This is a genomic window from Romboutsia weinsteinii (assembly GCF_002250835.2).
In the GTDB taxonomy this organism is placed as follows: domain Bacteria; phylum Bacillota; class Clostridia; order Peptostreptococcales; family Peptostreptococcaceae; genus Romboutsia_A; species Romboutsia_A weinsteinii.
In genome coordinates, this window is the sequence record NZ_NOJY02000007.1 from 125026 (window position 1) to 151764 (window position 26739).

24 protein-coding genes are annotated in these 26739 nt (G+C 27.7%); 8 read left to right on the forward strand and 16 right to left on the reverse strand.

The features are described 5' to 3' along the window. Positions 1–5: 5 nt before the first annotated feature. From CHL78_RS05810 to CHL78_RS05840, 6 genes are all read right to left on the reverse strand, one after another. Positions 6–941 carry an ABC transporter permease gene (locus CHL78_RS05810; protein WP_094369516.1) on the reverse strand — a complete coding sequence of 312 codons (936 nt, stop codon included), beginning with the start codon at positions 939–941 and terminating at the stop codon, positions 6–8. Between the two features lie 1484 nt (positions 942–2425). Beyond that, positions 2426–6910, reverse strand: a complete 4485-nt coding sequence (locus CHL78_RS05820; protein ID WP_094369515.1) for a coiled-coil domain-containing protein — start codon at positions 6908–6910, stop codon at positions 2426–2428. A gap of 1 nt (position 6911) precedes the next feature. Beyond that, complete coding sequence (locus CHL78_RS05825) at positions 6912–7661, reverse strand: DUF6063 family protein (protein WP_094369514.1); 750 nt, start codon at positions 7659–7661, stop codon at positions 6912–6914. Between the two features lie 34 nt (positions 7662–7695). Beyond that, a complete protein-coding gene (locus CHL78_RS05830) occupies positions 7696–9318 on the reverse strand; it encodes a hypothetical protein (RefSeq protein WP_094369513.1) in 1623 nt (540 codons plus the stop codon). Continuing rightward, positions 9311–10384, reverse strand: coding sequence for a Wadjet anti-phage system protein JetD domain-containing protein (locus CHL78_RS05835; RefSeq protein ID WP_094369512.1), 1074 nt, complete (start codon positions 10382–10384; stop codon positions 9311–9313). The genes CHL78_RS05830 and CHL78_RS05835 overlap by 8 nt, the downstream gene beginning before the upstream one ends. A 205-nt stretch (positions 10385–10589) precedes the next feature. Next, complete coding sequence (locus CHL78_RS05840) at positions 10590–11612, reverse strand: WYL domain-containing protein (protein WP_094369511.1); 1023 nt, start codon at positions 11610–11612, stop codon at positions 10590–10592. Between the two features lie 177 nt (positions 11613–11789). Between CHL78_RS05840 and CHL78_RS05845 the strand changes: the two genes are divergently transcribed. Together CHL78_RS05845 and CHL78_RS05850 are read left to right on the forward strand one after the other, a co-directional pair. Then, positions 11790–12140: an ATP-binding cassette domain-containing protein gene (locus CHL78_RS05845; RefSeq protein WP_094369510.1), complete on the forward strand. Its 351-nt coding sequence runs from the start codon at positions 11790–11792 to the stop codon at positions 12138–12140. 417 nt (positions 12141–12557) lie between these two features. Then, complete coding sequence (locus CHL78_RS05850) at positions 12558–14156, forward strand: peptide chain release factor 3 (protein ID WP_094369509.1); 1599 nt, start codon at positions 12558–12560, stop codon at positions 14154–14156. 153 nt (positions 14157–14309) lie between these two features. On the opposite strand, the gene CHL78_RS05855 is transcribed toward CHL78_RS05850, so the two are convergent. Continuing rightward, a complete protein-coding gene (locus tag CHL78_RS05855) occupies positions 14310–14570 on the reverse strand; it encodes a Mor transcription activator family protein (protein ID WP_158540642.1) in 261 nt (86 codons plus the stop codon). A gap of 257 nt (positions 14571–14827) precedes the next feature. Between CHL78_RS05855 and CHL78_RS05860 the strand changes: the two genes are divergently transcribed. The 4 genes from CHL78_RS05860 to CHL78_RS05875 all read left to right on the forward strand — a co-directional run bounded on the left by CHL78_RS05860 (position 14828) and on the right by CHL78_RS05875 (position 16371). Beyond that, the gene (locus CHL78_RS05860; RefSeq protein WP_094369507.1) at positions 14828–15484 is read left to right on the forward strand and encodes an N-acetylmuramoyl-L-alanine amidase; all 657 of its coding nucleotides are present in this window, start codon (positions 14828–14830) and stop codon (positions 15482–15484) included. A gap of 156 nt (positions 15485–15640) precedes the next feature. After that, the gene (locus tag CHL78_RS05865) at positions 15641–15859 is read left to right on the forward strand and encodes a DUF1659 domain-containing protein (protein ID WP_094369506.1); all 219 of its coding nucleotides are present in this window, start codon (positions 15641–15643) and stop codon (positions 15857–15859) included. Between the two features lie 37 nt (positions 15860–15896). Next, positions 15897–16127 carry a DUF2922 domain-containing protein gene (locus tag CHL78_RS05870; RefSeq protein WP_094369505.1) on the forward strand — a complete coding sequence of 77 codons (231 nt, stop codon included), beginning with the start codon at positions 15897–15899 and terminating at the stop codon, positions 16125–16127. Between the two features lie 97 nt (positions 16128–16224). Further along, positions 16225–16371, forward strand: coding sequence for a YvrJ family protein (locus CHL78_RS05875; RefSeq protein WP_094369504.1), 147 nt, complete (start codon positions 16225–16227; stop codon positions 16369–16371). A 44-nt stretch (positions 16372–16415) separates the two neighbouring features. Here CHL78_RS05875 and CHL78_RS05880 read toward each other — a convergent pair whose 3' ends face one another. The 9 genes from CHL78_RS05880 to CHL78_RS05920 all read right to left on the reverse strand — a co-directional run bounded on the left by CHL78_RS05880 (position 16416) and on the right by CHL78_RS05920 (position 25792). Continuing rightward, the gene (locus CHL78_RS05880; RefSeq protein WP_094369503.1) at positions 16416–18782 is read right to left on the reverse strand and encodes an AAA family ATPase; all 2367 of its coding nucleotides are present in this window, start codon (positions 18780–18782) and stop codon (positions 16416–16418) included. Positions 18783–18803: 21 nt separating this feature from the next. Next, positions 18804–19514 carry an ABC-three component system middle component 1 gene (locus CHL78_RS05885; RefSeq protein WP_094369502.1) on the reverse strand — a complete coding sequence of 237 codons (711 nt, stop codon included), beginning with the start codon at positions 19512–19514 and terminating at the stop codon, positions 18804–18806. After that, positions 19495–20958 (reverse strand): ABC-three component system protein, encoded by a 1464-nt coding sequence (locus tag CHL78_RS05890; RefSeq protein WP_094369501.1) that lies wholly within the window; start codon positions 20956–20958, stop codon positions 19495–19497. Before CHL78_RS05890 ends, CHL78_RS05885 begins: the two co-directional genes overlap by 20 nt. A 90-nt stretch (positions 20959–21048) precedes the next feature. Beyond that, on the reverse strand, positions 21049–21825 hold the full coding sequence (locus tag CHL78_RS05895; RefSeq protein ID WP_243446380.1) for an ATP-binding protein: 777 nt from the start codon (positions 21823–21825) through the stop codon (positions 21049–21051). Next, positions 21722–22720 carry a DnaD domain-containing protein gene (locus CHL78_RS05900; protein ID WP_094369499.1) on the reverse strand — a complete coding sequence of 333 codons (999 nt, stop codon included), beginning with the start codon at positions 22718–22720 and terminating at the stop codon, positions 21722–21724. Before CHL78_RS05900 ends, CHL78_RS05895 begins: the two co-directional genes overlap by 104 nt. Before the next feature lie 14 nt (positions 22721–22734). After that, positions 22735–23529 (reverse strand): recombinase RecT, encoded by a 795-nt coding sequence (locus CHL78_RS05905; RefSeq protein WP_094369498.1) that lies wholly within the window; start codon positions 23527–23529, stop codon positions 22735–22737. 87 nt (positions 23530–23616) lie between these two features. Continuing rightward, positions 23617–24702: a YqaJ viral recombinase family nuclease gene (locus CHL78_RS05910; protein ID WP_116041252.1), complete on the reverse strand. Its 1086-nt coding sequence runs from the start codon at positions 24700–24702 to the stop codon at positions 23617–23619. Between the two features lie 24 nt (positions 24703–24726). Then, positions 24727–25554 (reverse strand): phage antirepressor KilAC domain-containing protein, encoded by an 828-nt coding sequence (locus tag CHL78_RS05915; RefSeq protein ID WP_094369497.1) that lies wholly within the window; start codon positions 25552–25554, stop codon positions 24727–24729. A gap of 4 nt (positions 25555–25558) precedes the next feature. After that, the gene (locus CHL78_RS05920; RefSeq protein WP_094369496.1) at positions 25559–25792 is read right to left on the reverse strand and encodes a helix-turn-helix transcriptional regulator; all 234 of its coding nucleotides are present in this window, start codon (positions 25790–25792) and stop codon (positions 25559–25561) included. A 285-nt stretch (positions 25793–26077) separates the two neighbouring features. Here CHL78_RS05920 and CHL78_RS05925 point away from each other — a divergent pair, with 285 nt between their 5' ends. After that, positions 26078–26494: a helix-turn-helix domain-containing protein gene (locus CHL78_RS05925; protein WP_094369495.1), complete on the forward strand. Its 417-nt coding sequence runs from the start codon at positions 26078–26080 to the stop codon at positions 26492–26494. Between the two features lie 28 nt (positions 26495–26522). After that, positions 26523–26739: hypothetical protein (locus CHL78_RS05930; protein ID WP_147295798.1), on the forward strand; the 217-nt coding region annotated here is incomplete at its 3' end.

The following is a 26739-nucleotide window of genomic DNA, read 5'->3' on the forward strand; positions in this document are numbered from 1 at the left end:
TCCTCTTATTTATTTCCTTTTGCTACTCGTATACGTGGATCCACTATTCCATACAATATATCTACAACAATTAACGCTGCAACAAATAATATGGCAAAGAAAATAGTCAATCCTATAATCATTGTGTAATCATTATCTGAAACCGCTTTCACATAGTAGAAACCTAGCCCTGGAATAGAGAACATTTTCTCCAATATAAATGAGCCTGCAAATACACCTGCCAGAGCTGGTCCAATCATAGTAACAATTGGTATCATTGAGTTTCTAAGTATATGCTTTCTTACAGTTCTTCCTTGACTACATCCCTTAGCTTTTGCCGTAATAATATAATCCTCACTAATTACAGATAAGGTACTAGTTCGCATATACTTCGTATAAGAAGCAATGCCACCTATTGCATAAGCTGCAACCGGAAGTATGTAATGTTGCCATGACCCCCAACCATATACAGGAACTAATTTCCACTTGAAGGCCAATAAATATTGCAATAATGCTGCAAATACAAAGCTTGGTATACAGATTGCAAGTACTACCATAAATCTAATAGCATGATCTACTACTTTTCCTCTGTTTAACGCAGAGACCAACCCTAATCCTATTCCAATTGTAATCTGGAAAACTATTGCTATAAGACCAATTTTAACTGATACCCATACATTTTCTGATATTACATCATTTGCAGTTTTTCCTGTGTAAATAATGGATTCCCCGAAGTCACCTGTTGTAATTAAATTTTTCATATAAGTTGTGTATCTTTCAAATAGCGGTTTATCTAATCCATATTTCTCTCGAATAATTCCCTGTGCTTGTTCAGGCATTTGTCCTACTTTAGCTGCTATTGGATCACCAGGGGCTCCTGCAACTAAAAAAAACGTGGCCGTAGTTATTAAAAACAGTGTAACTGCTGCATAGACCAATCTTTTTCCAATAAATCTTAGCATTTTTCTTCCTCCTTTCGCCTATTTATATTTCCCTTCACTGTAATTCTAGCTACGCAATTTTGAATTGTCAATTTATTCTGATTATTAGTTTCCGTAGTTTTCCCGCAAAATTCTTCTTTTATAGTTTTGGTTATATACACTTTTTGTAAATACCTTAAAAATAATGGCTCTTTAAAGGTTTTGTAGTAAAATTAAGCTATCAATCGAAATTTTATTCCAAGTCTTATTTGTTTACCAAGTCTATTAACCTATTCATAAGTTATTGTTGATACGCAAGTTGTAAGATCTTACCAAAACTTCTACAGTACAGAAGTACTAAGAGATATCAATTTTTCTCTTAAAGAGAGATAAATTCTAACACTCCTTGGACCATCTGGAAGTTGTACGTCTATTATTTTAACAAAGCTTTTAGAAGCAACAAAATGTGAAGTAAGTATAAGATGCTACAAATAAGCTTGTAATCTCTCGTAGACTATTTAGATTTTTGGTTTAATAACGCTGTTAGCAGTATAAGTAGAGATAATAATATTATAAGGAGGATAAAAAGATGAAAGCTTATTCTAAAAAGGATTTTAAACAAACAGGGATTAATACTCATTCGTCCCCCCCTCCTTCTTAAAACATTTTCTTAGAAGTTGATGTTATAAAAAAAGATATTTATATTTTCCCAGCAATACTAAGTTTTGATAAAGATGTAATTTCAGTTGAGTTTCCTGATTTACCAGGTTGTTTAACTTGTGGTGATTCTTGTGGTGATTCTACTGAAGAATCTATTAAGTAGAAGAAAATAAGTTCTTGGACTTCATCTATACGGCATGAGAAAGATAATGACTTAATACCTTAACCTGCTAATATAAATAATCTACATGTAAAGCCTAATCAGGTTCCTGTATTAATAGATATAGTCATGCCTATTCATAGGAAATCTATAGAGAATCAAGCAGTGAAAAAGACTCTTACAATTCCGCAATAGCTAAATAAAAAAGCGCTTAAACATGATGTTAATTTTTCTCAAATATTACAAGATGCTCTTAAGGATTATCTTGGTTTAAATAAAAATTAAGCTCCTAACTATACTAGGAGCTATTTTTTATATTTATAAATAATTTTTTTAGATTAGATAATGCAAATAAACTAAGTATATATCTCATAGACTATTTTGATTTAAAGTAGTATTATTAGTATAGGATATATACTTAGTTTATTGTGAAATATTGCATTCTTTATCATAGTGTACCCCACCTTTTTATTGTATATATATTATTATGTGTTTCTTTTAAATTTTAAAACTAGGCTAGCAAAGTACTTCATTACATTCCTCAAATGACTTTGTTCTTTTATTATTGCTTCTCTCATAATATATATTCACATATCATATTTGTACCTACTTTCTTTACGATTGTTCCTAAATTAATATCATTAAGTATAAATGTACTGATGTTTTATGGCTTTATTATTTAAGTTGGTATTTTATATGATTCTATTTAATCGAAGGATAATAGTTTTAATTGTGATGATTGCATATGAGCGTCCTTTTCAACATTTCCTCTTACTTCTCTTTCTGCAGTAAGTATTTTAGTTTTAGAACTAAGTATAAGTTCTAAATTTAAGTGATAGATATTATCGAACTCATTGTAAATATTATCCCCCTTTTGAGCTGTAAAACATAATAGCTGAGTATTATATTTTTTAGCTATTTCCATTACAGGTTTAAGTAAGTGTTCTGAACTTATTTTACCAAATGGGTTATCCATAATTAGAACTTTTGAACTTTCTTTTGTTCTATCTCCAATAAGAGAACTTTCTTTTCTCATATAAGATAATAAACTTATTAATATTATAAAGTATGTAGCAAATCCTTCTCCTCCTGAGTTCTTTTGTGCTTTTTTCCATGTTATCGGAGATACATCTATTTCTTCTCCTGCAAATTCAAGTTTCTTAATCAGAATCTTTACATTGTGTATACCCACAATAGCATCATACAACTTATTAGTTGTCATTTGTGAAGCTATAAACTCATCTGGAGTTTGGTTTGAGCTTTCTCCTAATGCATATCTAACATCACAGCCATCTATTAGTTTATCTAAAAATGCTTCTACTTTGGTAGTAGCTACTGATTGCTCCCAATCAGGTTGCTTTATTTCTAGCATTTTAACCCTTTTATTATTTAGATTTATACTTGAGTTAGTATCTATAGAATCCATATGGCTATGCACATTTTCAACATACTTCAAAATAGTGTTTATTGTACTACGGTGTTCTTTATCTATTAATTTTAAATCTTCCTCATACTGAAGTCTTCTCTTTTCTAGAGACTCGAATGTTGCATTGATTGCTATTTCTACAGTAGTTGGATCATGTTTGAATTCTAGCAATCCTTTTATATTTTTTGCATACGGATTTATATCTCTATATTTAAAATCAGTAGATAATTGAGTAAATATCTTATCTATCCTTAATTTTATATCAGTTATACCTCTTTCTAAACCTCTATATAAATCTATTTCCTTTCCAGTAATGCTTAATAGTCTTTCTAAATTTATATCCGTATTTATGGTTCTCGTATTTATATCAGTTATTCCATCTTTTATGTAAGATAAGAATCCTAATTTTTCAGATGATGTATTTATTAAAGATATATTACTATCAATACTATCCTTTTCATTTAAAGTCTCTTTTATTAATTCTTGAGTAATATTTTTTAATTCTTCAAAATTAGTTTCTATTATTAAAGTTTTATCTATCACACCTTCTTCTATTTCTATCGTTGATTTATATTTTGAATAAGTTTCTATTACGTTATTGCTTTTTTTCTTCGCATCTTCTAAGGCTTTTTCCATTTTGCTACTTATTTTTGATGATGTAGTTAAAAGATTCTTCTCTACGTCTCTATGAGTTGATATCTCGCCTTTTGTTTGGTTGATAGATTTATTTATAAATATTTTTCGCTCTATTATATACTCTTTATTGTCATATTCCTGTAATTCAAATTCAAATTCATTTGATAATCCATTTATTTCTTTATCTTTACTTTTAATCTCATCATCTACTTTAGCTATTTCTGATTGTATTTCTTTAATATTTTTATTTGAGTCTTCTTTTAAAACTTTAAACTGAGCTTCTAATTTACTCTTTTCATCAGTCATTACTATAGGGTTTTCAAATTTTAGTTTTAATAAATTTATTTCAGTTAATAATGTTTCAGTTTCTCTAATAGAAGATTCACTCATACTAATTTCCTTATCTAAAACTTTCTCTAATTGCATTATTTCAGACAGTCTCTTAGTATGTTTTTCATATGTTTTTTCATTAAATTCAAGTTCATCATTTATTTTAACTGCATTATTAAATGCTTCATCTAAATTAGTGTAATCACTTGAAAATTGTTTTATTTCCTCTAGTTCACTTTCTAAATCTTTTAATTCTTTATTAAGATTTTCTATCTGTTCATTTTTCTTTGGAACAAGTATGTTGTTAAGTTCTAAAACTTTATTTGTTCTATCTTCTTTTGATTTTAATAAGGTTTCTTGTTTTGCCTTTAAAGTATTTACTTTATCTTCAGTAGTAGTTACTATAAGCTTTGTTATCTTGAAGTTTTGAATAAAGAATCTTTTAGATTCTAAACCTTTTCTATGGACTTCATTATTACGTATTAGATCTTCTAGTCTACTAATCTCATTTTTTATTTTAGAAATCATCTTAACTTTTTCAGTTTCATCTAATAAAGCTTTATTAAAGTTATATAGCATTTTTAGGTTGCCTACTTCACTTACATTATTACTAAATACGTATTCTATTGATGTGCTTATCTTATCTATATTTGCTATATATACAGTATAAGAACTCGATAATTCTACTTTGCTATTTTTCAATATTTCTATATCTTCTGAGCTAATAACGATAGAGAAAGGTAAAAATGGGTTTTTCTTGATTAAATCTTCTTTTTGCTCTGCTGATATATTAAGTTTCGATACATAATATAACCCTAGTTGATAATTTATATCTAGACCTTTTAGAAGGTTTTTAACTTCTTTAGGAAGTTCAACAACAACTCCTTTTTCTAGTTGTTCTATCTCTACTTGCATTTTATCCTTATGTGAAGTATCAGAGTTAATCTTTTGTTGTACATTTAATATTTTAGTATCAATTTCTTTTAATGTATGAATAGTGTCAAATATATTTTCTTGGTTAAGTTCTAAATACTCTAATACCAATCGCATTTTATTACATTCTGATTCTATATTTTGAAGTTCTTTTGTTTTAGAATTTAACTCATAGTCGCATTTAATCTCATTGTTTTCTATAGTATTAATTTCTTTCTCAATCTTTTTAATATCTTCTTCTAGTGCTACTAGTTCTTCATTTGTATTATCTATTATTGTTTGCTTATTTAATATTTCTTGATTTTTATCAGTTTCTAATTTATCAAAATAGATATCATCTAAAAATAATGGTGCATTATATGTTGAACGTAATTTATCTACTTTAGGCTTAATTTCCTCTACTATTTTATCTGACTTTATTTTATCTATATTTAACCTTTTATTTGCTTCAGTAATTCTTCCAATATCTTTATTTATATCTGAACATTCATTGTTAAAATTGTCCTTTTCACACTTTAAGTTATCTAGGACTTCATATTTTGCATCTAATTCTTCATTTAAAACGCCTCTTAATGAGTATGCTACATTTTCTAGTTTAGCTCTTATTTGTTCATTACTTTGATTTTCTTTTTCTCTTTTGGCTACTAATTCTTCTAATTGTTTCTCTTTAGCTCTCTTCTCACTATTTATTTTAATTACTTCCTGCAGTTTATATTCTCTTTCAAGATTAGATAATTTTTCTTCTAGTTCTTCAAGGTTGTCACTTTCCTTTTTAAGTACTTCCTCTGCTTTAATAGATTCATCGTACGCTATATAGTATTTATAAGAAGCTTCTTTATATTTAATCATAGCTAATTCTTTTTGTAGTTCTTGTCCAGACTCGATGCATTTTTCTCTTTGGCAATTAAGAACCTTCTGTGTTATATGATTATATGTATATATATCTTCAATTCTAGATTTATTTTTTTCTATTTCCTGTAATACTTCTTTATGTTCTGCGTTAACTTCTAAGATATTATTTGCATATTGAGTATATTCAGATATTCCATCTACAATATCTATCGCATGTTGTTTGCTTTTTTTGTTCTCAAAGTATCTTCTAAAAGAATTTCTCATTTCTTCTAATAGTTTAAGTTCTTTATTTAACTTTGAATGTATTATTTTTAAGAACCATGCTTCTAAAAGTTTACTTTCGTCAGGGCAGTCTTTGAATAATTCTGTTAATCCACCTTCTGATGAGTTTATAGTTTTCATTATTGTTTCCCATTCACTACGTTCTATATCATAAGTCTTTAGTTTTTCATAATACTTTGTTCTTGATCCTTGAACATTTAGATTATAGTATTCCATAGCGAACTTATTTCTTTTCTTTATATTTGAAAATAACTCTAGAGTTTCTTGAGATGAAGATATTATATAACCTTCTTCAGTTCTTTGTGCAAATGGTATATTGTCAATACTATATTTATCAAATTTATCCTTGTATTCATATACATATGAATAAATATCTAATCCTCTATTGCTATCTGTAACTTCATTAGGTTTACACTTTCTAACCATTAAGCCTATAAGTACTTTTTCACCACTATCTAGCACCCATTCTGTAGCTATATATGTAGGTGTTCTATCGTCATTAAAATAATCTGTAAAAGGTCTACTTCCAAAGTCTCTATATTTAGGAGATACGAATGGAGATATCAGCATTTGTATCTGAACTGATTTACCACCTCCATTTTGTAGTAGTATCAACGATTGAAGACCTTCTAATTCAAAGTTTTGGTCTATGATTCTATTTGTTGAAGTATTTCCGTTATCTTTTACGTTGTATGTAAGATTTACTATTCTATATCCATTTAATTTAGCCATATTACTCACTCTCTTTTCTGATTGTCAGATTTTCTTGTGATTTTAACTTATCAAATAACGCTTCTGCATTTTTAAACTCTGGCTTATAAAGAATTACTCCACAAACCAGGTCCGTAAGTCTTGTTGTAGGAGCTATAATACCATCGCTTTCATACCACACTATAAGTTTTTCGTTATTTAAAAATAATAAGACTTTAGACATAAACCCATATCTAGTGTCTTTTACTTTGTTTTGATTATCTGAGCCTTTTAATGAGCTCCATTTATTTATTATATTTATAAAGGCTATATTATGCTCGTTCTCAAGTTCTTCTAGGTTATATTCACATGCCTTTTTAATACTTAAATTAACTCTATTTTCAAACTCATTATAGCTAACTTGGAACATAGCTAATTCGTCACTTGTAGAGTTATAAAATGTTGTTAATAACTCTAAGATAATGAAATTTGCTAAATTAAAATCTGTTTCATTGTAATTGCTTGATTTAAATATAGCATTTTTAAGTTCTCCTTTTGTATAGCTGAATAATCTATTATCTCTTTCTGGTATAAGGTATATAGTATTTTTAATTAATTCAACTCTTGTCTTATACCTTTGGGCTATAAGTTTTACAAGTTGTTGAATTTCTTCATCTGTATATGAGTCAAATAATGTGCTTTGCTTTTCTCTAGTTAAACTTCTATGTTCAGTTAAGTATGCGTATATATCTATAGCTGTTGTAAATTCACTTATAACTGTATTTTCTAACATCCTATATGTCTCCTTTGTTATTTTTGTGTTTTAATTATTGTAAAGTAAACTCAAATTGTATATTATTTACTGTAAGTTCCATACAATCCATTGTAATTTTAACCTTATCTAAATGGTCTATCTTTGACAATTTTATAGACTGAATATTTTTTAAGTTATTATTATTAATAGCTGCTAGTATTGCTTTAAGTGGTTGAAAATCTCCAGAGTTATCATATCCAACTTGTAACATACGTGCAGCTTTCTTTAAATCTTTAATATTAAAGTTAGATAAATCTAGTAACTCTATAAATACTTCTCTTAGCTGATACATATTTTTAGTTAATATTTCAAACTCATCTGTATCTTTTATATAATTTATAAACTCTGAAAGCATGAAATCTTGTTTTATTTCTGCTCCAAATTTAAATATGATTCCTAATATATTCTCGTATTGTTCTAGCTTTTCTTTATTCTTTTGTTCTTGTATTTTCTTTTGAATCATTTGCTCTTCTTGGTCTATTTTTAGAATTACTTTAGTTCCACTTTCCTCTTCTATTATTTTAGACTTCTGTGGGTCAAATGCAGTAGTAATGCAGTAGTCTTTTTTCATATTTTTTATAAATAAAGGAGAAAGTAAAAACTCCAAAAATTCTAACTTGCTTAAGTCTTGAGCTACTAAATTTGATAGTTCTTCTTTTATGTTTATTCTATCTCTTTTAAAATACTCAATAGAGTTATCTAGTGCTCTTGTAAATTCTTCTTTGAACTCATAATGCTTACTCATCATACTTGCGTGTTCGTAGACTACTTTAGAAGTTTCTTTCTTTATTAAATCTAGTTTTTTTAATTTTTCTCTTATCTCTTCTAACTCTTTTTGATCTCTATCATTTGTATATTTAAACTCAAATTCTTTTTCCTTTAGTTCTTGTTCTATAAGTTCTATTTCTCTTTCGTAACCTTTAAACTTATCCGTTTGAGTTTCTGCAATACCAACACTCTCGTTTGTTATGCGGTTATACTCTTCTATCGGAAATGTCGTTATGTTCTCACGAATTTTTACTATACCATCTATCAATGCTTTTATTTGTTTCTTTGAAAGAGCAAATATATTTTTAATATCTATCAATGCTTGATCGAAGTTTTTCCTTCTTAAACTTTCTCTAAATACAAACTCATGGAATGCAAGTTTCATATTTGATTCCATTTCTAGTGTTGAAAGAATTAAATTATATCCCATTTCAGTTAATTTATATGTCGCATCATTACTTGTAGAAGAGCGTTCATGTTCCACAAGTTGAACATATACTTTTTTGTATTCATTTTTTTCTATATCTAAGCATCTGAAAGCTGTCATGGTTCCATCATTTAGTATTATTTCGTTTACAATGCAATTGGCTAGCTTAGTGTAATTTTGATGTTCTATATCTTTATGAAAGTATTCTATGTTTATAAACTCTAAATACTCTGCCATATCTTTTAGAGTACATTCTTCATCTTTTAAAGATTGTTGAAGTATGTACACAAGTAATGCGTATACTATACTTACCTTTTCATCAAACTCTTCAAATCCATATGCAGAAGCTAGTACCTCTTTACGCTCTATACTTTTATGTAATAGTGCTTGAGGAGCGATATTTCTCATTCTGCTATAAAAGTTATTTAATACATCATTCATTGCTAAACTCCTTATCGTATGAAATTAAATCGTTAAAATTCAATGCTTCTTGAGGTATATATTTTCTTTCTGAAAGTATATTTTCTATTTTTTGTTGATATTTATTATCAAAGAAATCCATAAAAATTCCTTTTCTATTATCTTTTTGACCATCCTTCGTAACTGGTAGGCTGTTAATATCCTCTATAGCTCTACTATCACCTACTACTTTGTCTAATATATACTCATATCCCTCTTTAAAAGGTACCCAGTCTATCTTATCTATATTTCTCTCTCTGTAACTTTCATATATAGATATACCTGCATAGTCTATATCTCCAAAATAATAAAAAGTATTATTTATATTAGAGATATATTCTTCAGTATATTCTTCTATTTCATTTATAGATGGAAGTCTACCATTACCTCCTCCATATATTACAGTCGATATTTCAATACCAAGTACATTTTTAGATACTGTTTTTATATATTTTCTTATGGAGTAGAATGTATCTTGATTTTCTATAATTAATACGTTTTGCGGTGACCCTTTGCTAACAGAATAATAAGCTATTGGTTCACACGTTTCGTAATAATTAAAGAAATCTTCATCCAAACCTAAGTTTTTCATTATAGTATTTATTCCTTTTTGCTTTATGCGTTTTTCACGTCTAAATACTTCATAAGACCTTTCATTTGTAGATATACTCGTATTTAATAAGTGTTTTTTATTTTTTATATAATTACTAATAGCTAAGATATCTTGTCTATCTCTTTCATATGTACTTAGCTTTTGTTTATAGTAGCTTTTATCTAATTCTGGTGCTAAGTCATAATCAATTTCTTTTATATAATCCAAATAATCGTTTTCCTCTACTATGAGTTTATACTTCATAAACAAGGAAGGATTTCTTCCATTTTTTTTTGGACTATATTTTTTTAAAACATTTGTATGTTCTAGTTCATTAACTATACTTACAAAATAAGGATAATCATCTATATCTAAAATTTCTTGAAGTTTTGACCATTCAATTGAAACTTTACCATATTCCTTATTCCAATTTTCTAAGATTTTCTTATAATTCATAATCTTATATTATGGTATTTCTAAAATTATAGAAATACCTATACTCCTTCTATACAATTTTCGTGTTTTTTATTTTTATACTTTTTTACCATAATTCACTTCTTAAATTTACTTTTAATACATAAATATTATTTCGATATTTACATTATAATTCATTACTTTATTAAACTACAACAATAAGGTATGCATAAATGTGCACACCTCATTATTTATATAGATTATTTATTTGTTCTATTTCTTCTTTAATACTTTTAATTAGTGATTTTGGATAAATAACTTTTATATTATCTCCTTGTTGTAATATCCACATTATAAGTCCTCTACTTACCTTAGCTTCAAATTCAATTTTATATAAATCATTATTTATCTTTTTTAAATCAACATCTTTTCCAAATTCATCAATAAATACATTTAGTAGTTTTTTTCTTGCTTCTAATACTATTTTACTCACTTCTTTACCTGAATACATCTTAAATGATTTTTTAGTATAATCAACTGGATTGAACTTATTTTTACAGTCTTCTATATGTTTTAAATCATCAATTTCATCTTCAAGTATACTTAACTTTTTTATTCTATCTAATCTAAAATTACCTAATCCTCCAGCTCTCTTTATGTCTTCTCCTACTAAATAATATTTGTCTCTTTGTAAAATCATTGATACCGGATTGATGCAATACTCTTTTATACTATTATCATCATTTAAGCGAGGAACCATTTTTTTATCTTCATTGTATGAATAGTAATTAAATGATATCTTTCTATTTTCATTTATTGCTCTGTCAATTTTATCAATATTATAAAATATTTCTTTGTTTTCCGTTTTAGCTCTATCATCTATATAAGCATATTTTTGTATACTATACCTATTATAAATAGTGTTTAATTTGCCTAATTTAGTTATAATTCCCTCACTTTTTTTCTTCGTAATAAATTTACTTGCATATATACAATCTGCTAATATTCTTAACTCATATGGCTCAAATTCATGGTGTACCATATAGTATCCTTTAAAATTATTATTTTTTTCAATAATTTCTATATCAAATCCTAATTTAATTAAGTCATTTATATACTTACTTATTGTTCTGCTATCATTAATAGGTTGGATTCCTTTTTTTATCATCAATATATCAATTTCTTTTTTAGTTAGAATATTTTCTTCATTTGAATATTTTTTTAATATTTCTATTAAAGTATAAAACTTTATATGATTATCCTTTGGCATTGTAACCTTTCCTTCCTCACTATTATTTCAATTTTTCACCTTTTAAATTAACTACTCACAATAAGAGTTTAACCTATGTATTTTCATTTATCAAATTATAAGTATCTATGATTTAAAACAGCAGTATTATAAATTATTCAATAATATATAGCACAAAACTTCATGTGGATGACTTAAATGAATGAAATTGTAAAAGTTACTGACCTCTGTCAAAACTTTTATTCTAAAAAAGGAGAACTTGAAGTATTTAAAGATATAAACTTCACATTACACCAAGGAAAAATTCTGACACTACTCGGTCCATCCGGCTCTGGAAAATCAACAATACTAAATATACTAACAAAACTAATTAAACCAACTAGTGCTGAACTAATTATAAATGGAAATATCGGTTATATGTTTCAAAGATACTACCTACTAGAATGGCGAAATATAATGGACAATATAACTATTTGCCTTGAGATACAAAATAATAAATACCCTAAAGCAATCAATAGAGTTGAAAAACTATTTAAAACTTATGTATAATATACCGTGTTTAATAAAAGTAAAGTCTTACCTGATCCTGGCACACAAGTTTAAAAATTATATTCTTATTAGACTTGTTATTTTTTATGCTGTTTATAATAAACTCCTGAGTTCTTTTTAGTGATCCTTCTTCAATGTTTTTTATTTCTTGTATATTCTCTCTTTTAAATATATCTCTAGTTACTTCTATAATATTAAGTAAAAGCTTGTCCTTGTAATTAATCCTCTCATCAATACCCTCTTTTTATTACTATAATTTAGTAGTTTCTATATTGACAGTTTTGTAATAAAGTTATATTATCAATAATATTGTAGTTTTTTATATTACATAGAAAATTATGTTCATTTTAAAACTATTATTAAATATAATTTTTTATATTTAGATAATCATAAAATTAAAATAAAGGATGATAAAAAATGACAGAACAAAATTTAAACTTGATTGATGAAGTTAAAAGAAGAAGAACCTTCGCAATCATTTCCCATCCCGATGCAGGAAAAACTACATTAACTGAAAAGTTTCTATTATATGGTGGTGCCATTCGTGAAGCAGGCTCAGTTAAATCAAGAAGATCTCAAAAACATGCAGTATCTGACTGGATGGAGATTGAAAAACAAAGAGGTATATCTGTTGCATCAAGTGTTCTTCAATTTGAATATAATAATTTTTGCATAAATATTCTTGACACTCCAGGGCATCAAGATTTCAGTGAGGACACTTATAGGACTCTTATGGCTGCAGACTGTGCAGTAATGGTTATTGACTCTGCTAAAGGTGTCGAGGCTCAGACAAAGAAATTATTCCACGTTTGTAAAATGAGAGGAATACCAATTTTCACTTTTGTAAATAAAATGGACCGTCAAGGAAAAGATCCTTTTGAACTACTTGAAGATCTTGAAAATGTTCTAGGAATTCGTTCTTGTCCAGTAAACTGGCCAATTGGTTCTGGTAAAGAGTTCAAAGGTGTGTTTAACCGTCATAAAAATCAAGTTGAACTATTTGATGATGGTAACCATGGACAATCTATTGCGAAATCTACAACTGGAGATATATCTGATGAAAGATTTAATACTTTATTAGGTGATGCTCTTCATGAAAAACTTCTAGAGGATATTGAACTTTTAGATATTGCTGGAGATAATTTTGATTTAGACAGAGTATTAAATGGTGAATTGACACCTGTATTCTTCGGAAGTGCCCTTACTAACTTTGGTGTAGAACCATTTTTAGAATCTTTCTTAGAAATAACACCACCACCAAATCCTCGTAGCAGTAATTTAGGTGATATTGACCCTAATTCTAATAACTTCTCAGGATTTATATTTAAAATACAAGCTAACATGGATAAAAATCATAGGGATAGAATAGCATTCCTTCGAATTTGCTCTGGTAAATTTGAAAAAGGTATGGCTGTAACTCATGTACAAAGAAACAAAAAGGTTAAACTTTCACAACCTCAACAGTTTGTTGCACAAGACCGTGTTATTATAGATTCAGCTTATCCAGGGGATATTATAGGTATACATGACCCAGGAATATTTAATATAGGTGACACATTAAGTGAAAAGCAATCAAATTTACAATACACTGGTATACCACAATTTGCTCCTGAGCATTTTGCAAGAGTCTCTACAAAAAATGCTCTTAAGAGAAAGCAGTTCGTAAAGGGTATTACACAGTTATCAGAAGAAGGTGCTATACAGGTATTCAAACAACCTAATTCAGGTATGGAAGAACTTATTATAGGTGTAGTTGGAGTTCTTCAATTTGAAGTTTTAGAATATCGTCTAAAACAAGAGTATGGTGTTGAGATGCTAATGAATTCACTACCTTATCGCCATGTACGTTGGGTTGAAAATGATATTTCTAAATATGGTAGGCTTTCAATGCCAATGGATACACTACTAGTTGAAGATAAAAATAGTAATCCAGTAGTGTTATTACAAAATGAATGGTCTATTAGACATTTAATTGAAAGAAACGAAAATATAGTTTTAAAAGAAACTTCTTTATAAAAACAAATGTTAATCCCCCCTACGTCTATTTTTAAACGTAAGGGGGATTAATTTTATATCTTCTCAACGAATTCCCTATAGTTAACAAACACCCTTTATTAACACCTTCAATAAAACCATGCGAAGCAACCATACTTTCCCAATATCCAAACTCTAATTATCTTTAATCTTTATAATATTTCTTACTTGAACCTCACTTATATTAAATCTTCTAGCTATTTCTTTGTAATCACCCTTGAAGGTACCCCTAATGATTTTATTTCTAACAGGCTTAGTTATACTACTTTCATTAGGTATATATAAATTACTACCACCAACTAATTTTATTAATTCTTTAAAAGAATCTATACCAATAGCATCAACTATATCCTTTAAAGCATCTGGTATATCATCTTTACTTAAGTACTCCAACATTAAAATCCCCCCCATTAGTTAAACATACTTTTATAATCATACTTATATATATTCTAGCATTACTATCTACTTTTATGGGATAGCATCTTTCAATTTATTTATAAAGATAAAATTTAACCTTTTGTATTTTTACTACTTCACCATCTATTTTATATTCTACATATAAATCATTATTAATTATTTTCTAAAATCTTTTAAAATACTTATTTCTGCAAAGTTGATAATATTAAATTAAAAATAATTAGGAGGTAACAAATATGAAATGGTATCTAGACTTTGGACATGGTGGAAAAGACCCAGGAGCTGTAGGCTCAAGCTCTACAAAAGAAAGCGACACAGTACTAAAAATAGGAACACTAATAAAAAATAACCTGGAGGAAGCCTTGGAAAAGGTAATAATAACTCGTTATAATGACACCTACTATTCATTAGACTACAGAAGCTCCAAAGCTAACAAAGAAAACTGCGACTACTTCATAAGCATACACATGAACTCATCAACAAACAAATCTGCTAAAGGATGTGAAGTATGGGTATACGATGAAAAAAGTAAGCTCTACACTCTATCTAAAAACATATGCACAAATCTGTCTCAAAAACTAAATACACCTAACCGTGGAGTCAAAGTATCAAAAGAATTCTCAGTACTAAGAAAAACTAAAATGCCCGCTCTTCTAATAGAAATAGACTTCATATCTAATAGTGCAGTAGAAACTGCTTTGACTTCTAGCAAATACATAAAAGACATATCCGATAGCATATCATCTACTCTACTAGCTTTTGTTAATAAATCAATAGCTAATGACAGTGTATTTTACAGAGTATGTATAGGAGCTTATAAAGATAAATCTAATGCTATTAGATCTAAAAATGAAGCTATAGCTAAAGGATTTAAAGATACTTATATAGTTTAAAAATTAGATAAAACTTTTTTCTAAAAAACTTTAATATCCCGTAAAACCATAACTTCTTATACTTATATCAAGAAGCAAACATATTTTAAAACTTGTAACATTAGTAGCTAGAAAATAGGTTAGCTTCTAAAATAATAAAAAGGAGGTATAACTTATATGGCAGTTGTTGAAATTAAAGAACTTTCAAGCTTAAAGATAAGATTAGATTTAGGTATGGTTAATGGCAAAACTAAATCTAGAAGTAAGTCTTACTCTTATCTAAAGCATAACGCTCCTGCTCAAGACACATATGATGTAGGTGAAGCTATAATGTCACTTCAAGAGCACACAGTAATGGATATAATCAAGCAAGATAATACAATACTTGGTGCGTAGACTATTGTATAAATTTTAAAGAAAGGAGGATTTAATTATGGAAACTACTAGAAGATTACTTATGTCTTTTAAATGTAATAATGATAAGAAAGTGTCATTATCAGTGGAAGATCCAAGAGATGATGTAACTGAAGCAGAAATAAAAACTGTAATGGACTTAATAGTATCTAAGAATATCTTTACTCCAAATGGTTCTGAGATTGTAGAAGCTCTTGAAGCTAAAGTTGTAGTTACAGATACTACACCTTATGACTTAGTTATAGGGTAATAGAGTTTAATATAAATCAAAAGACTATGCTTTGAAACTTCTCACTTTCTCGCATAGTCTTTTTGCTTATAAAATTTAATTGAAAGGTGTGTATATGATGAATTCAGAAATTCAAACTTTGATAGCTTCTGTTGGTTTTCCTATAGCCCTTAGCATGTATTTGCTTGTTAGAATAGAAGGTAAGCTCCAGATGCTATCTGATAGTATTAATGAATTGTCTAAAAATATAATAAGTATGAAATAATACTAACGGTCAAATATTTTTATATTTGACTGTTAGTATTTTTCCTAATTAAATTCGTTCCTAACATCAATAATACTACTATCTAAGTTATATTTGCTATATTTATAGTTTATATATCCCGCTATATTATTTTCATGTGTAGACATTATAACCTGCTTATCGCTAAATTCATTTCTAAGTATCTCGGTAAATGATATAAGGTTTAATTCATCCATAGTCTGAACTGGATCATCAATTAGTATTACATCTAGTTGATTATTATATACTTTTTTCATAGCTAATGTGAAACTAATTATAAATCCTGCTAACTGTCCAGAACTGAATGTATTAACTATATCATGGGATGTCTTCATATTTCCTATAAACTTTAATCTGGTTATTTTATCTGATGTATCTGCACCTAACTGGCAAAAAACGCCCAAACCAGCCGGAAGATTTTGTAATATTTTCCCTGTATATATATACAATGGTATTTCTATCTTTGAAATTATACCTCTCTTGTATTCATTTATACATTTATCATATTCATCCTTCATTTTTTCAAATTTTTCTAATTTAAATTTAGTTTTTACCATGTTGAATTTTAACGTTTCTATAGTATTAATATCTATATTATTTTTTTCAATGATATGATAATTATAGCAATAATCTAAATAAGTTATTTTTTCATCTAATTCATTTATATTAATTAACTCTATTTTTTCATCATTTTCTTGGAAATAGTTACTGTAAACATAATCTAACTTTGATTTATTAAGAATAACTTGATCTATATCCGATAAACCAATTTTATTAGCTTTATCTTCGATATACCTATAAACAATATTGTTGATTTGTTCTAATGTATTATTTTTTTCTAAATTATCAAATTGCTCGTTAATATTTATACCTAAATTTTCTAACTTATTAAGTATAGGCTCTAATATACTATTATCAATGTATTTTATTATTTCTCTATATTTATTGTCATCTATAATATCTTCGAAACTAACTAATTTTATTTTTTCATCTAATTCTTTTTGTATCTTATCTATTTCTAAATTTATTTTTTCTGATTTACTTATTATATCTTTTTCAATGCCACCTAAAAGTTCTTCTATTATATTTGTATAATTACTTATGGTTTTAATTAGATGTTCTTTATCATCATACTTACTTCCGCATAAAATACATCTATTCTCATCTATACCAGATTCTTTTATTTTATCATTATCCGATAACATATTTTTAAGTTCAGATCTCTTTTTATTAATATCAATTAGTATTTTATTACTTTTATTTTTTAAATTTTCTATATTATTAGATTCATTTCTTATTTCATCTAATTTATTTATATCTATATGGTCTTTATATTTATCTTTATCAATCAGCTTCCATTCCTTATTATTTATATAGCTCTTAACATTTTTTAAAACTTTGTATTTTTCCCTATAAATCTTTAAAGCTTCTATATTTTTACCATATTTTAAGTGATATGAAATTCTATTAATAATATCTTTACTTTCGTAATATTTAGTAAGTTCATCTTTTACTTTTATATTTTTATATGTCTTGTGATTTTTAATTAGTAACTTTATACCATTTATATCTTCTAAGTAATTTTTATTGTCTATCTTTTCTATATCTAAATCCCAATCTAGATCGTTTCTTTCTTCAAATATTTTTTTATAGTTAGGCTTATTTGACAATTTATTATTAATATCGTTATTTATATATTTCTTTTTTGATATAATTTCTTCTTTTAATTGTTCATATTTACTATTATATATCTTGATTTTATTTTCTATTTGTTCATATTTCTCGCTTTTTAAATTATCTATTTGTAATAGCTTGTCTATAATTTCCTTTCTATCTTCTTCTTTCCTTTTTAAAAAACTTATTGGATCTTGCTGCTGTATATAGTTTATATAAAAATACTCTGGTTCTATTTGTAGTAATTCATTTATTATCTTTTTAGCTTCATCATTACTTTTCTTATTTTTTGAATTCAGTATATTTTCTAAAACAAATCTATCTTTTGATATATATGTTTCAAACCATTTACCTATATTACTTTCTTTCTCAAATTTTATTTTTTTCTGTGGTATATGTTTTAAAATTGATAAATACTCTTTTTTATTATCATCCAATAGTTCAAGCGCAACTATTAGGTCATCATTCTTATTATTAGTTATTAAGTTATCCTTGAATGACTTTACACCAGACCTTCCACTTACTTGATATAACCTAGATATGTTTCCTGTTAGTACAAGTTCTATTGCATCGTAAATTGAAGACTTTCCATATCCATTCTGTCCTGTCAGTATCTGCAGATTTTGTGAAATAATCTGTTCATAAAAAGTATTATCTTTATTATTTCTATCAAATACTTTAAAGTTTTGTATAATTATTTTATTTATCGTATATCCCATTAGATTCTCCCTCTTGCAGCATTAGCACTTTAAATCTTTTTCAACTTTTTCTAAGTATATTTTAATATCTTCGTTACTTAATTGTATATCTGAGATAGTACCATCATTATCGAATTCTTGAACTAGTTCAATATTTTTTTCTAGTATGTCAGCTATTTTTTTTTCAAAATTCTGTAATTCATTGCTATCAGATTTATTGTATACTGATTTTAGACTTAAGAATGGTAATTTTATAAACATTCTACACAACAACATATAAGAATATACTTTATTTTTTTCTTCGCTCTGTATTTTAGCGATATCAAATTCTAATATATTTTTCATACTTTGAAATAACTCTCTATTCATTAGGAATTTAGTCATATCGTCTAGATATAAGTTTATATTTTTTAATTCTTCATCGGTATACCATAATACGTATTTTTTATAAAAATATGGGTCTTCCTCTATCTTAAATATTAATTTCTTTTCTGTATTATTTAATTCTGAACCATTAGTCCTTGTAACGAATATAACAGAAGTATTTTTCTTCATCTCTTTATTAATATTTTCTACTGCAATACTATCTATCTTATTATCTAAGATTTCATCAATATTTACATTTGTTAAATTATCTATAAAGTATACTATATAGTTTTCTGATTTGACTTTACTTGAATAGTAATCTCCACACTCAAAACTTTGCATCTCAAAACTATTATCTTTAAATATTTTATGTAGTACCTCTTTCATCATTTCCTCCTATATTATCAAAAGATTTAAGCTCTATATTGCTTGATAATATCTTTTTACTTTCTTTTTCTGTATTATCATCCCAATGCTGATTTATACTCAATGTTTGTCCTATTGTATATTGTAAATTTATATGACAGTTTAATATAACATCATTATCCTCATATATATGTCTATTAAATATAGAATTTCTATCTAATTTTTTTAACAGTGAATCTTGTCTACTTATATTTATAAATGAAAACATATATCTACCACCTACATATTTTAAATATGTTTGCATATCTATATGTTCTAAATCATATTTATTTGCTTTAATTTCCTTAAAAACAAATTCTTGTAATTTTCCTGATTCTAGCATCGAACTTGCTTCATTGTAGTCTATACCTTTAATTTCAATATGTGGATTACTATTAATCATTAATGACTTGAATTCATCTATGCTCAATGATCTAATATTACGAACAATTTTTTTTATTCCACAACTATCACAATTATCTATTTCCAAACATTCATCATCGCAGTATATTTTAAACTCATGTTCTAGTTTTTTCGAATTTAGATATAAGTACTGCTGCTGACTTATTTTTGACTGATCCTGAGATATAATATCGATTATTTCTTTACAAGTTATTCTAAATATTGATTGGTCCTTTTCTAGAATATAATTTTCTAATTTACTAGCTAAAAAATAAACTAATGCATTTCTTAATTTTTGTATATAGTCTTCACATTGTTTATATTGTTTATCAGGTTCTAACTTATCAATTATAAGCTTTAGATTCTCAGATATAGAAAAATTAATTTTATTAAAATCTTCATTTATTACATTTATATCTATATTTTCAATATTATCTATATAACTTTTATATTCTTCTGTTAATTCTTCGCAATAAATTTTAATGTTATCTTCTGTTATATATTTTAATTCCTTAAATTTATTTCTTACTGTTTTTCTTATTGTTTTAAGTTCTGACTTACTATTTTTAAGTTTTAAGTTTTCTTTTATTACTTCCAAATCACTATAACTAAGTAACAAATCAGTTTCCTCTATATGCCTTTGTATATAATCATCTATCACAGATTTAATTTCTATATCTTCCTTTATTTTACAAAGACTTATTAAATGTACACCTGTTTTTTCTCCTAAGATAGATTGCTTAAATCCTAGCTCCCCATATACCTTCTTAATATCCTCTTTCGACATACTCTCCCTAGCTTTTACCTGATATATATCTTCATATATTAATTTATCATCACTATTTTTATATCCTATAGCAAAATCTTCCATATATTCATATTCTAGAATAAACTTATTCCATTCTTCTAAGTCTACTGAGTTTAATCTTCTTAAGAAGTACAATATTCCCATTCTTCCTTGAGATTCAAATCCATACCAACTAGATGTTGCATTATCAGAACTTGCTTCGAAAATTTCTTGCATAATTAATCCCCTTCTATTATTTCACAGTTATATATAATAATTATACATAACATGGAACTTATTGTAAAATAATGGAAGTTTATGTAGCTATTAGCCATATATCCTGTAATTCAACCTCTTCCCCTTAATCTCAACCCCATATCCCTTACTCATCTCAATTAACCTACTCCCAATAGCCTCATCAATCTCAATTAATTCCTCAAAACCCTTCTCACTACTAACAATCACAGGCAAATTATTAAAGTACCTATGATTAACCAACTCAAACATAATATTAACATCACTACTACTAACACTACCCTTAAACAAATCATCAATCAAAAGCACCCTAGCATTTTTATACCTGTTCATAATCTTGTGATAATAAACCTGATCCATGATATTTTGCTTAACCCTAACAATAACATCCCTATACCCCATGTACAAAACCCCGACTCCCCTATCCATAAGCTCATTACAAATAGCAAGAGAGAGGTGAGTCTTACCAGACCCAACCTGCCCCATAAACATTATAGAATTATTACTACTACTCTCTATACTGTCAAAATCTTTAACATACTTAGTAGCAACTCTATAAGCATTAATAGTATGAGTATCATAAGTATAATTGAAATTATCAAAAGTCTTGTTCCTAAACTCCTCACTTATCCCGCTATGTTTAAGTATATCCTCGGCCTCCCTAACTGCCCTACACTCACAAGGAATTGCCATTCCATCATCTATAATATAAGTCATATCTCTACACTTACTACATCTATACTCTCTATCTTTCTCTAAGATGCTCACTCTCTCTTCTAACAGACTCGATTTCTTCATCTGTTGGCTTTCTATAAATTCCTTCATCCTCTTCTTCAAGTGCTCTGGCATATTTAGATTTCGAAGGCTCGCACTTATATTTTCCATAGCTATCCCCCCTATTTTTTAACGCTATCTCATAAGCTTTTAAATCATTAATACTCTTAATATTGTTATCATTCCATTGCTTCAAAATCCCATTAATATACCCCTTATTGCACTTCCCTTTATTTGTTGCAATCTCTATTGCTCTTTTAAAAAGCTCATAATCCATACTCTCACATACTTCAATTAACCACTGACCAACAATAGGATTTATAAGTCCTACATTTTGTTCATATAAAGTCTTATACTTACTTATATTACTTACAAAACTCTTATCTACTTCTTCATTATCAAAATTATTTTTACTATCCAAATTTGAATTAACAAGTTTTTGTTTTTCTTCTTCTTTTTCTTTTTCTTTTTGTTTTTGTTTTTCTTTTTCCCCATAGTGGTTATCTAAATTGTATTTATCCTCAACCACGGGTATAGATACACTATCAATAGTGGTACTTAATTTTAAATTATGGGTATCTATACTGTATCCGTACCTATTACACTCCTTTAAAAATAATTCAATAAGTTCTTTACTTTTAACATTAAACAACTCTTTTTCTATACATTTTTTAACCTTAGGACTTACAACCTTATTGTGCTTTATCCAATTTTTTAAAAACAGCTCCTTAGTATCTTCACAGTAAACAATCTTTTCATATTCCTCAAATCTATATATAAGCTTCTCTACAGTTTCTCTGTTATATCCAGTTTCCGTCTCAATAATCCTTTTAGGAAGCTCATATATTCCACACTGACTTGTCTTACTATTAGTCATAAGATAAATATAGAAATACTTTTCTTCAGGTGTTAAATCAAGTACAAAACCATCTTGCCAATAATCTATGTGTATATGTCTATAAACTGCCATGTAAATCCCCCTCCCTAATTTAAAAGACCACGATCTTCTTCAATACTTTCATCCATAGCATCCACTAACAACATATCACTATCAATACTTTGCTTTATACTTTCATCAAATACAACAGCTCTTTGCATTTCAATGCTTAGTGGTGCGTATTTGAGTAGTTTTTTAATTACAGTTTTTTTAGCCATAGAGTCAAACTCTTTTTCCCATATTCCACCTTCAAAGTTATTAGAATACTTCTTACCATGATTTTCAACTTCGTCATAAGTCATAAAAACAAAGCTATATCCACTTGGATCTAGATGATAAACTGCATAGTATCCAATCACTTCTCCTCTATCTCCTTTTAAAAGAGGCTTATGAATTAACTTTTGTTCTAGTCCATAATCTATATCAAACTCATCATTTTCTTTAACTTCATGTGCATACAAAGTCTTTAGTTTCCCACTTCTATGAGCAAGTTCTAGTAATCCTTTGTATCCTATTTGAAACTGTACTTTATCTATTCCCTTAACTTTATGTGGTATTAAATAGGCTTGTCCTAAAGGTGTGTTTGGCTCAAGACCTAACTGTGCACTTTGCATCATAGCTGCAATAAAAGTCATAGGCTCACAATTTTGAAGTTTTGGATTTGAATTAAAAGCTGTTAAAGAAACTTTTTGAAACCTTTCACTGCTTAGCTCTTTTGGAAGTGCTAAGCCAATTTCCCCATTCATTTTTACAATTAGTTGCTTCATAGCATAACTCGGATTTATGGATATATTACTCCCCTTAGCTTCATTGTTTTTTAATGTTTCTTTTAAATTTGCCATTATTTTCTCCCCTTTTATTTATTTAATATCATTTACTATAGTATTTATAACTTTAACTGTAATTTTAGGCTTTGATTTGCTTGGAATTTAAATTCTAAACACTCTTGAGGTAGTAGCTTTCATGTACTTATCAGCTAACTCTGGGTGTTCTTTTTTTAATCTTTTGCTATCTAAACTATTTCTAGTTTGCTTTTTCCAAGTGATTTTTCTGTCTCCCAAGTATGCAATTTCATATTCTTTCATTTGTAATTGTAAATATTGTTCTATTGCTTTTTTCTCACTATCTAAATCTTTTACAAGCTCACAAACATCATCATATCTATTTAATAATTCTTCCTTCTCAAATAACATAAGCTCTTCCTCATTAGTATCTTTATATAATCCTTGAAGTACTTTTGAATAATCATCACTGCCATCAGGTGTAGGTAGTTCTCCTCCAAGTACACACTTTTCCCAAAACATTTTTTCCAAATCCATAATTTGATTTATAAGTTCTTCATCCCTATCTAATCTATGAATTACAAGCTCTTCATTGCCAATAAGTGCTGCTACATAACAGTGAGTAGCTCCTGTTACTGCCATATAGTGATAGCATTGTATCTGAATATGCATGGGTACTTCCTCTTTCCACAACTTCTTAGAGTAACTACCTGTAACCTTGCATTCTAAAAAAGCTTTTTCTCCTACAACTGCTCTATCTATATTTGCTAGTGCAAATGGATATTTATCATTTTTTAGTATTCCATTTACATTTCTAACTTTCTTATTTGTTTTTAAGCAAAATTCATTGGCTACAAAGTTTTCTAGTTTGTTACCAAGTTCCATTTTGTAGCTTACTTCTTCATTTATATCTAAGTTATCTATATTAATCTTTTTAGAATTTTGAGCAACGGACTCGCCTTTTGAGTCTTTGGCGACATGAAATGCTTCGCCGACACGTCGCTCAAGCGAGCGAATTTGAGCAACGGGATGTGAGCCTGCCGAACAGACGTTGGCGACATGAGCATAGAGAATTTTATCCATATATACACTCATCGAGCTTTTATAAGGACTAAGACCTAGTACGCTAGCTGCATCACTTCCTCCTATCCCTGCTTTTCTTTTCTCTAACCACTCTGCTCTTGTCATATCATTAGTTTCATTAGCTATATATGCATCCAAATATTTTCTCATTTATTTCCCCCTGTATCACATTATTTACTTACATTTGCATAAATAATAAAATTCAATTTTTTCTAAGAAATATAGTTGACCTTTGCCAGTTATAAGTGTTGTAGCTGAGATTATCTCTCCTTCTACAGTTTGAACTATCCTTTCTGAAACCTTAAACAATCCTTGTTCTATATAAACTTGTTTTGGCATATTTTTATCTTTTCCATTTCCAATAAGGTATCCATTATCTCTAAGCCAACTGAATAATCTGTTTCTGCCTATTAGTATATTGTTATTATTTAGTACTTTATCAAACTGGCCTATAGTTATAGCATCACTAGATGATGCTATGCTTTTTCCGAAGTTTGTATATGGTCTATCCAAAGTTATAATATCCTCTAGGTTTTCAGCCCTTTTTTGCGCTATAAATTTTTCCTCTTTTTCTTGTTTTAATTTAGTTGCTATCTGAATTATAAAATCTGGATTTTCTAAAGTTTTACTTATTACATCATCACTTAAATATGCTCCATGGTTTCTTATACTAGGTATGACCTCTTCCATTATCCATCGTTCAAATCTCATGGCACTTGGTAACTTTGACCTTATAATAAGTCTATATAGGTTACCTTCATCTATGAATTTTTTAGTAACATATTGAATTGCATCAGTATTATCACTTCTCTTACCTGTAACTACCCCTACGTCGGAAAAAATTACTCCTCCTTTTCTACAATGTCTTATTATTGCATCCCTAGGATTTGAGTATCCTAGAATTTCTGCAACTGGTATAGCTTCTATATACTCTTTCTTATTTTTAGTAATTACACTTAACTCCCCAAACTCACTATTTTTAAAGATTTGTAATCCTTCCATGTTGCTACCCCCTCTCAATATTACTCTTCGGTAACTTTATGTGTAAAAAAATGTCATTAACCTCTTCTAAATTAAGATCTAAGTATTGACTAATCTTAGCTGCTTCCTCTAGTGAAAATCTATTCTTAGCATTTTCCTTCATATTGTAACTTTTAGTATTTATCCCTATTTTAGTTGCTATAGCTTCTTGTGTAAGTCCTTTTAAAACCCTTTTAGATTTTAGTAATCTAAGTCCCATTTCCTTCCCCCTTGAGTATTTTTTATTTATCTTTACTTATTTTTTCTTACCGCTTTTACAATTACATAGTATTACTATATTCTTCCATTGTCAATTGCCCTTTTTGTAATTTATTTCAATAAAAGCAACTTTTTAAGCTTTTTTATTACCTTTTTTATAAATTTATTTCCCTTTTTGTAATATTGTGTTACTATTTACTTACCAAAATATTACAAAAAATATTTTTAGCAATGTGTTGGCGAAATGAATTTTTATAATAAATATAACCTAAAGGAGTGAACTACATTGGATACCATAGGATACAGAATATCTAAAGCTAGACGTTATATGAATATAAATCAAAAAGAGTTAGCTATAAGAGCTAATATAACAGAAGCTAGCTTATCTAGATATGAAAATGACATAAGAGAACCGAAAGCTCAAGCTCTTACACAACTATCAGAGGCTCTTGAAGTTTCTACTGACTATTTATTAGGGCTTACAGATGATATGGAAGTTAAAAATAATAGTTTAGTTGATAAATCAGATGTGGAGTTTGAAGCAATAATAAAAGCGACTGAAGATCAATTAATAGAGAGACGTGTAATGTTTGATGGTGAGCCAGCAAGTCAAGAAGCAATAGACGGTATGCTTAAAGCAATGAGAATGGGTATGCTTTTAGCATTAGATGAACAAAAGAAAAAAAGGGATAGAAATAAATAAATATATATTGTAAAAGGGGAGATTTACTTTGGGTAGGGGTGCTAAAATAAAGGAAAAAGTCAGGAAACTAAAAATACTTCATAAAAATAACACACCTCTAGAAGTTATAAACTATAGAAATATAGTGCTTTGCTATCTAGATGAAAACTGTGTGTCAAAAGGGTCTTATGAAAAATTTCAAGGCATTCAATGTATTTATATAAATGAAAAACTATGTGATTTTGAAAGAAGAATGACTTATGCCC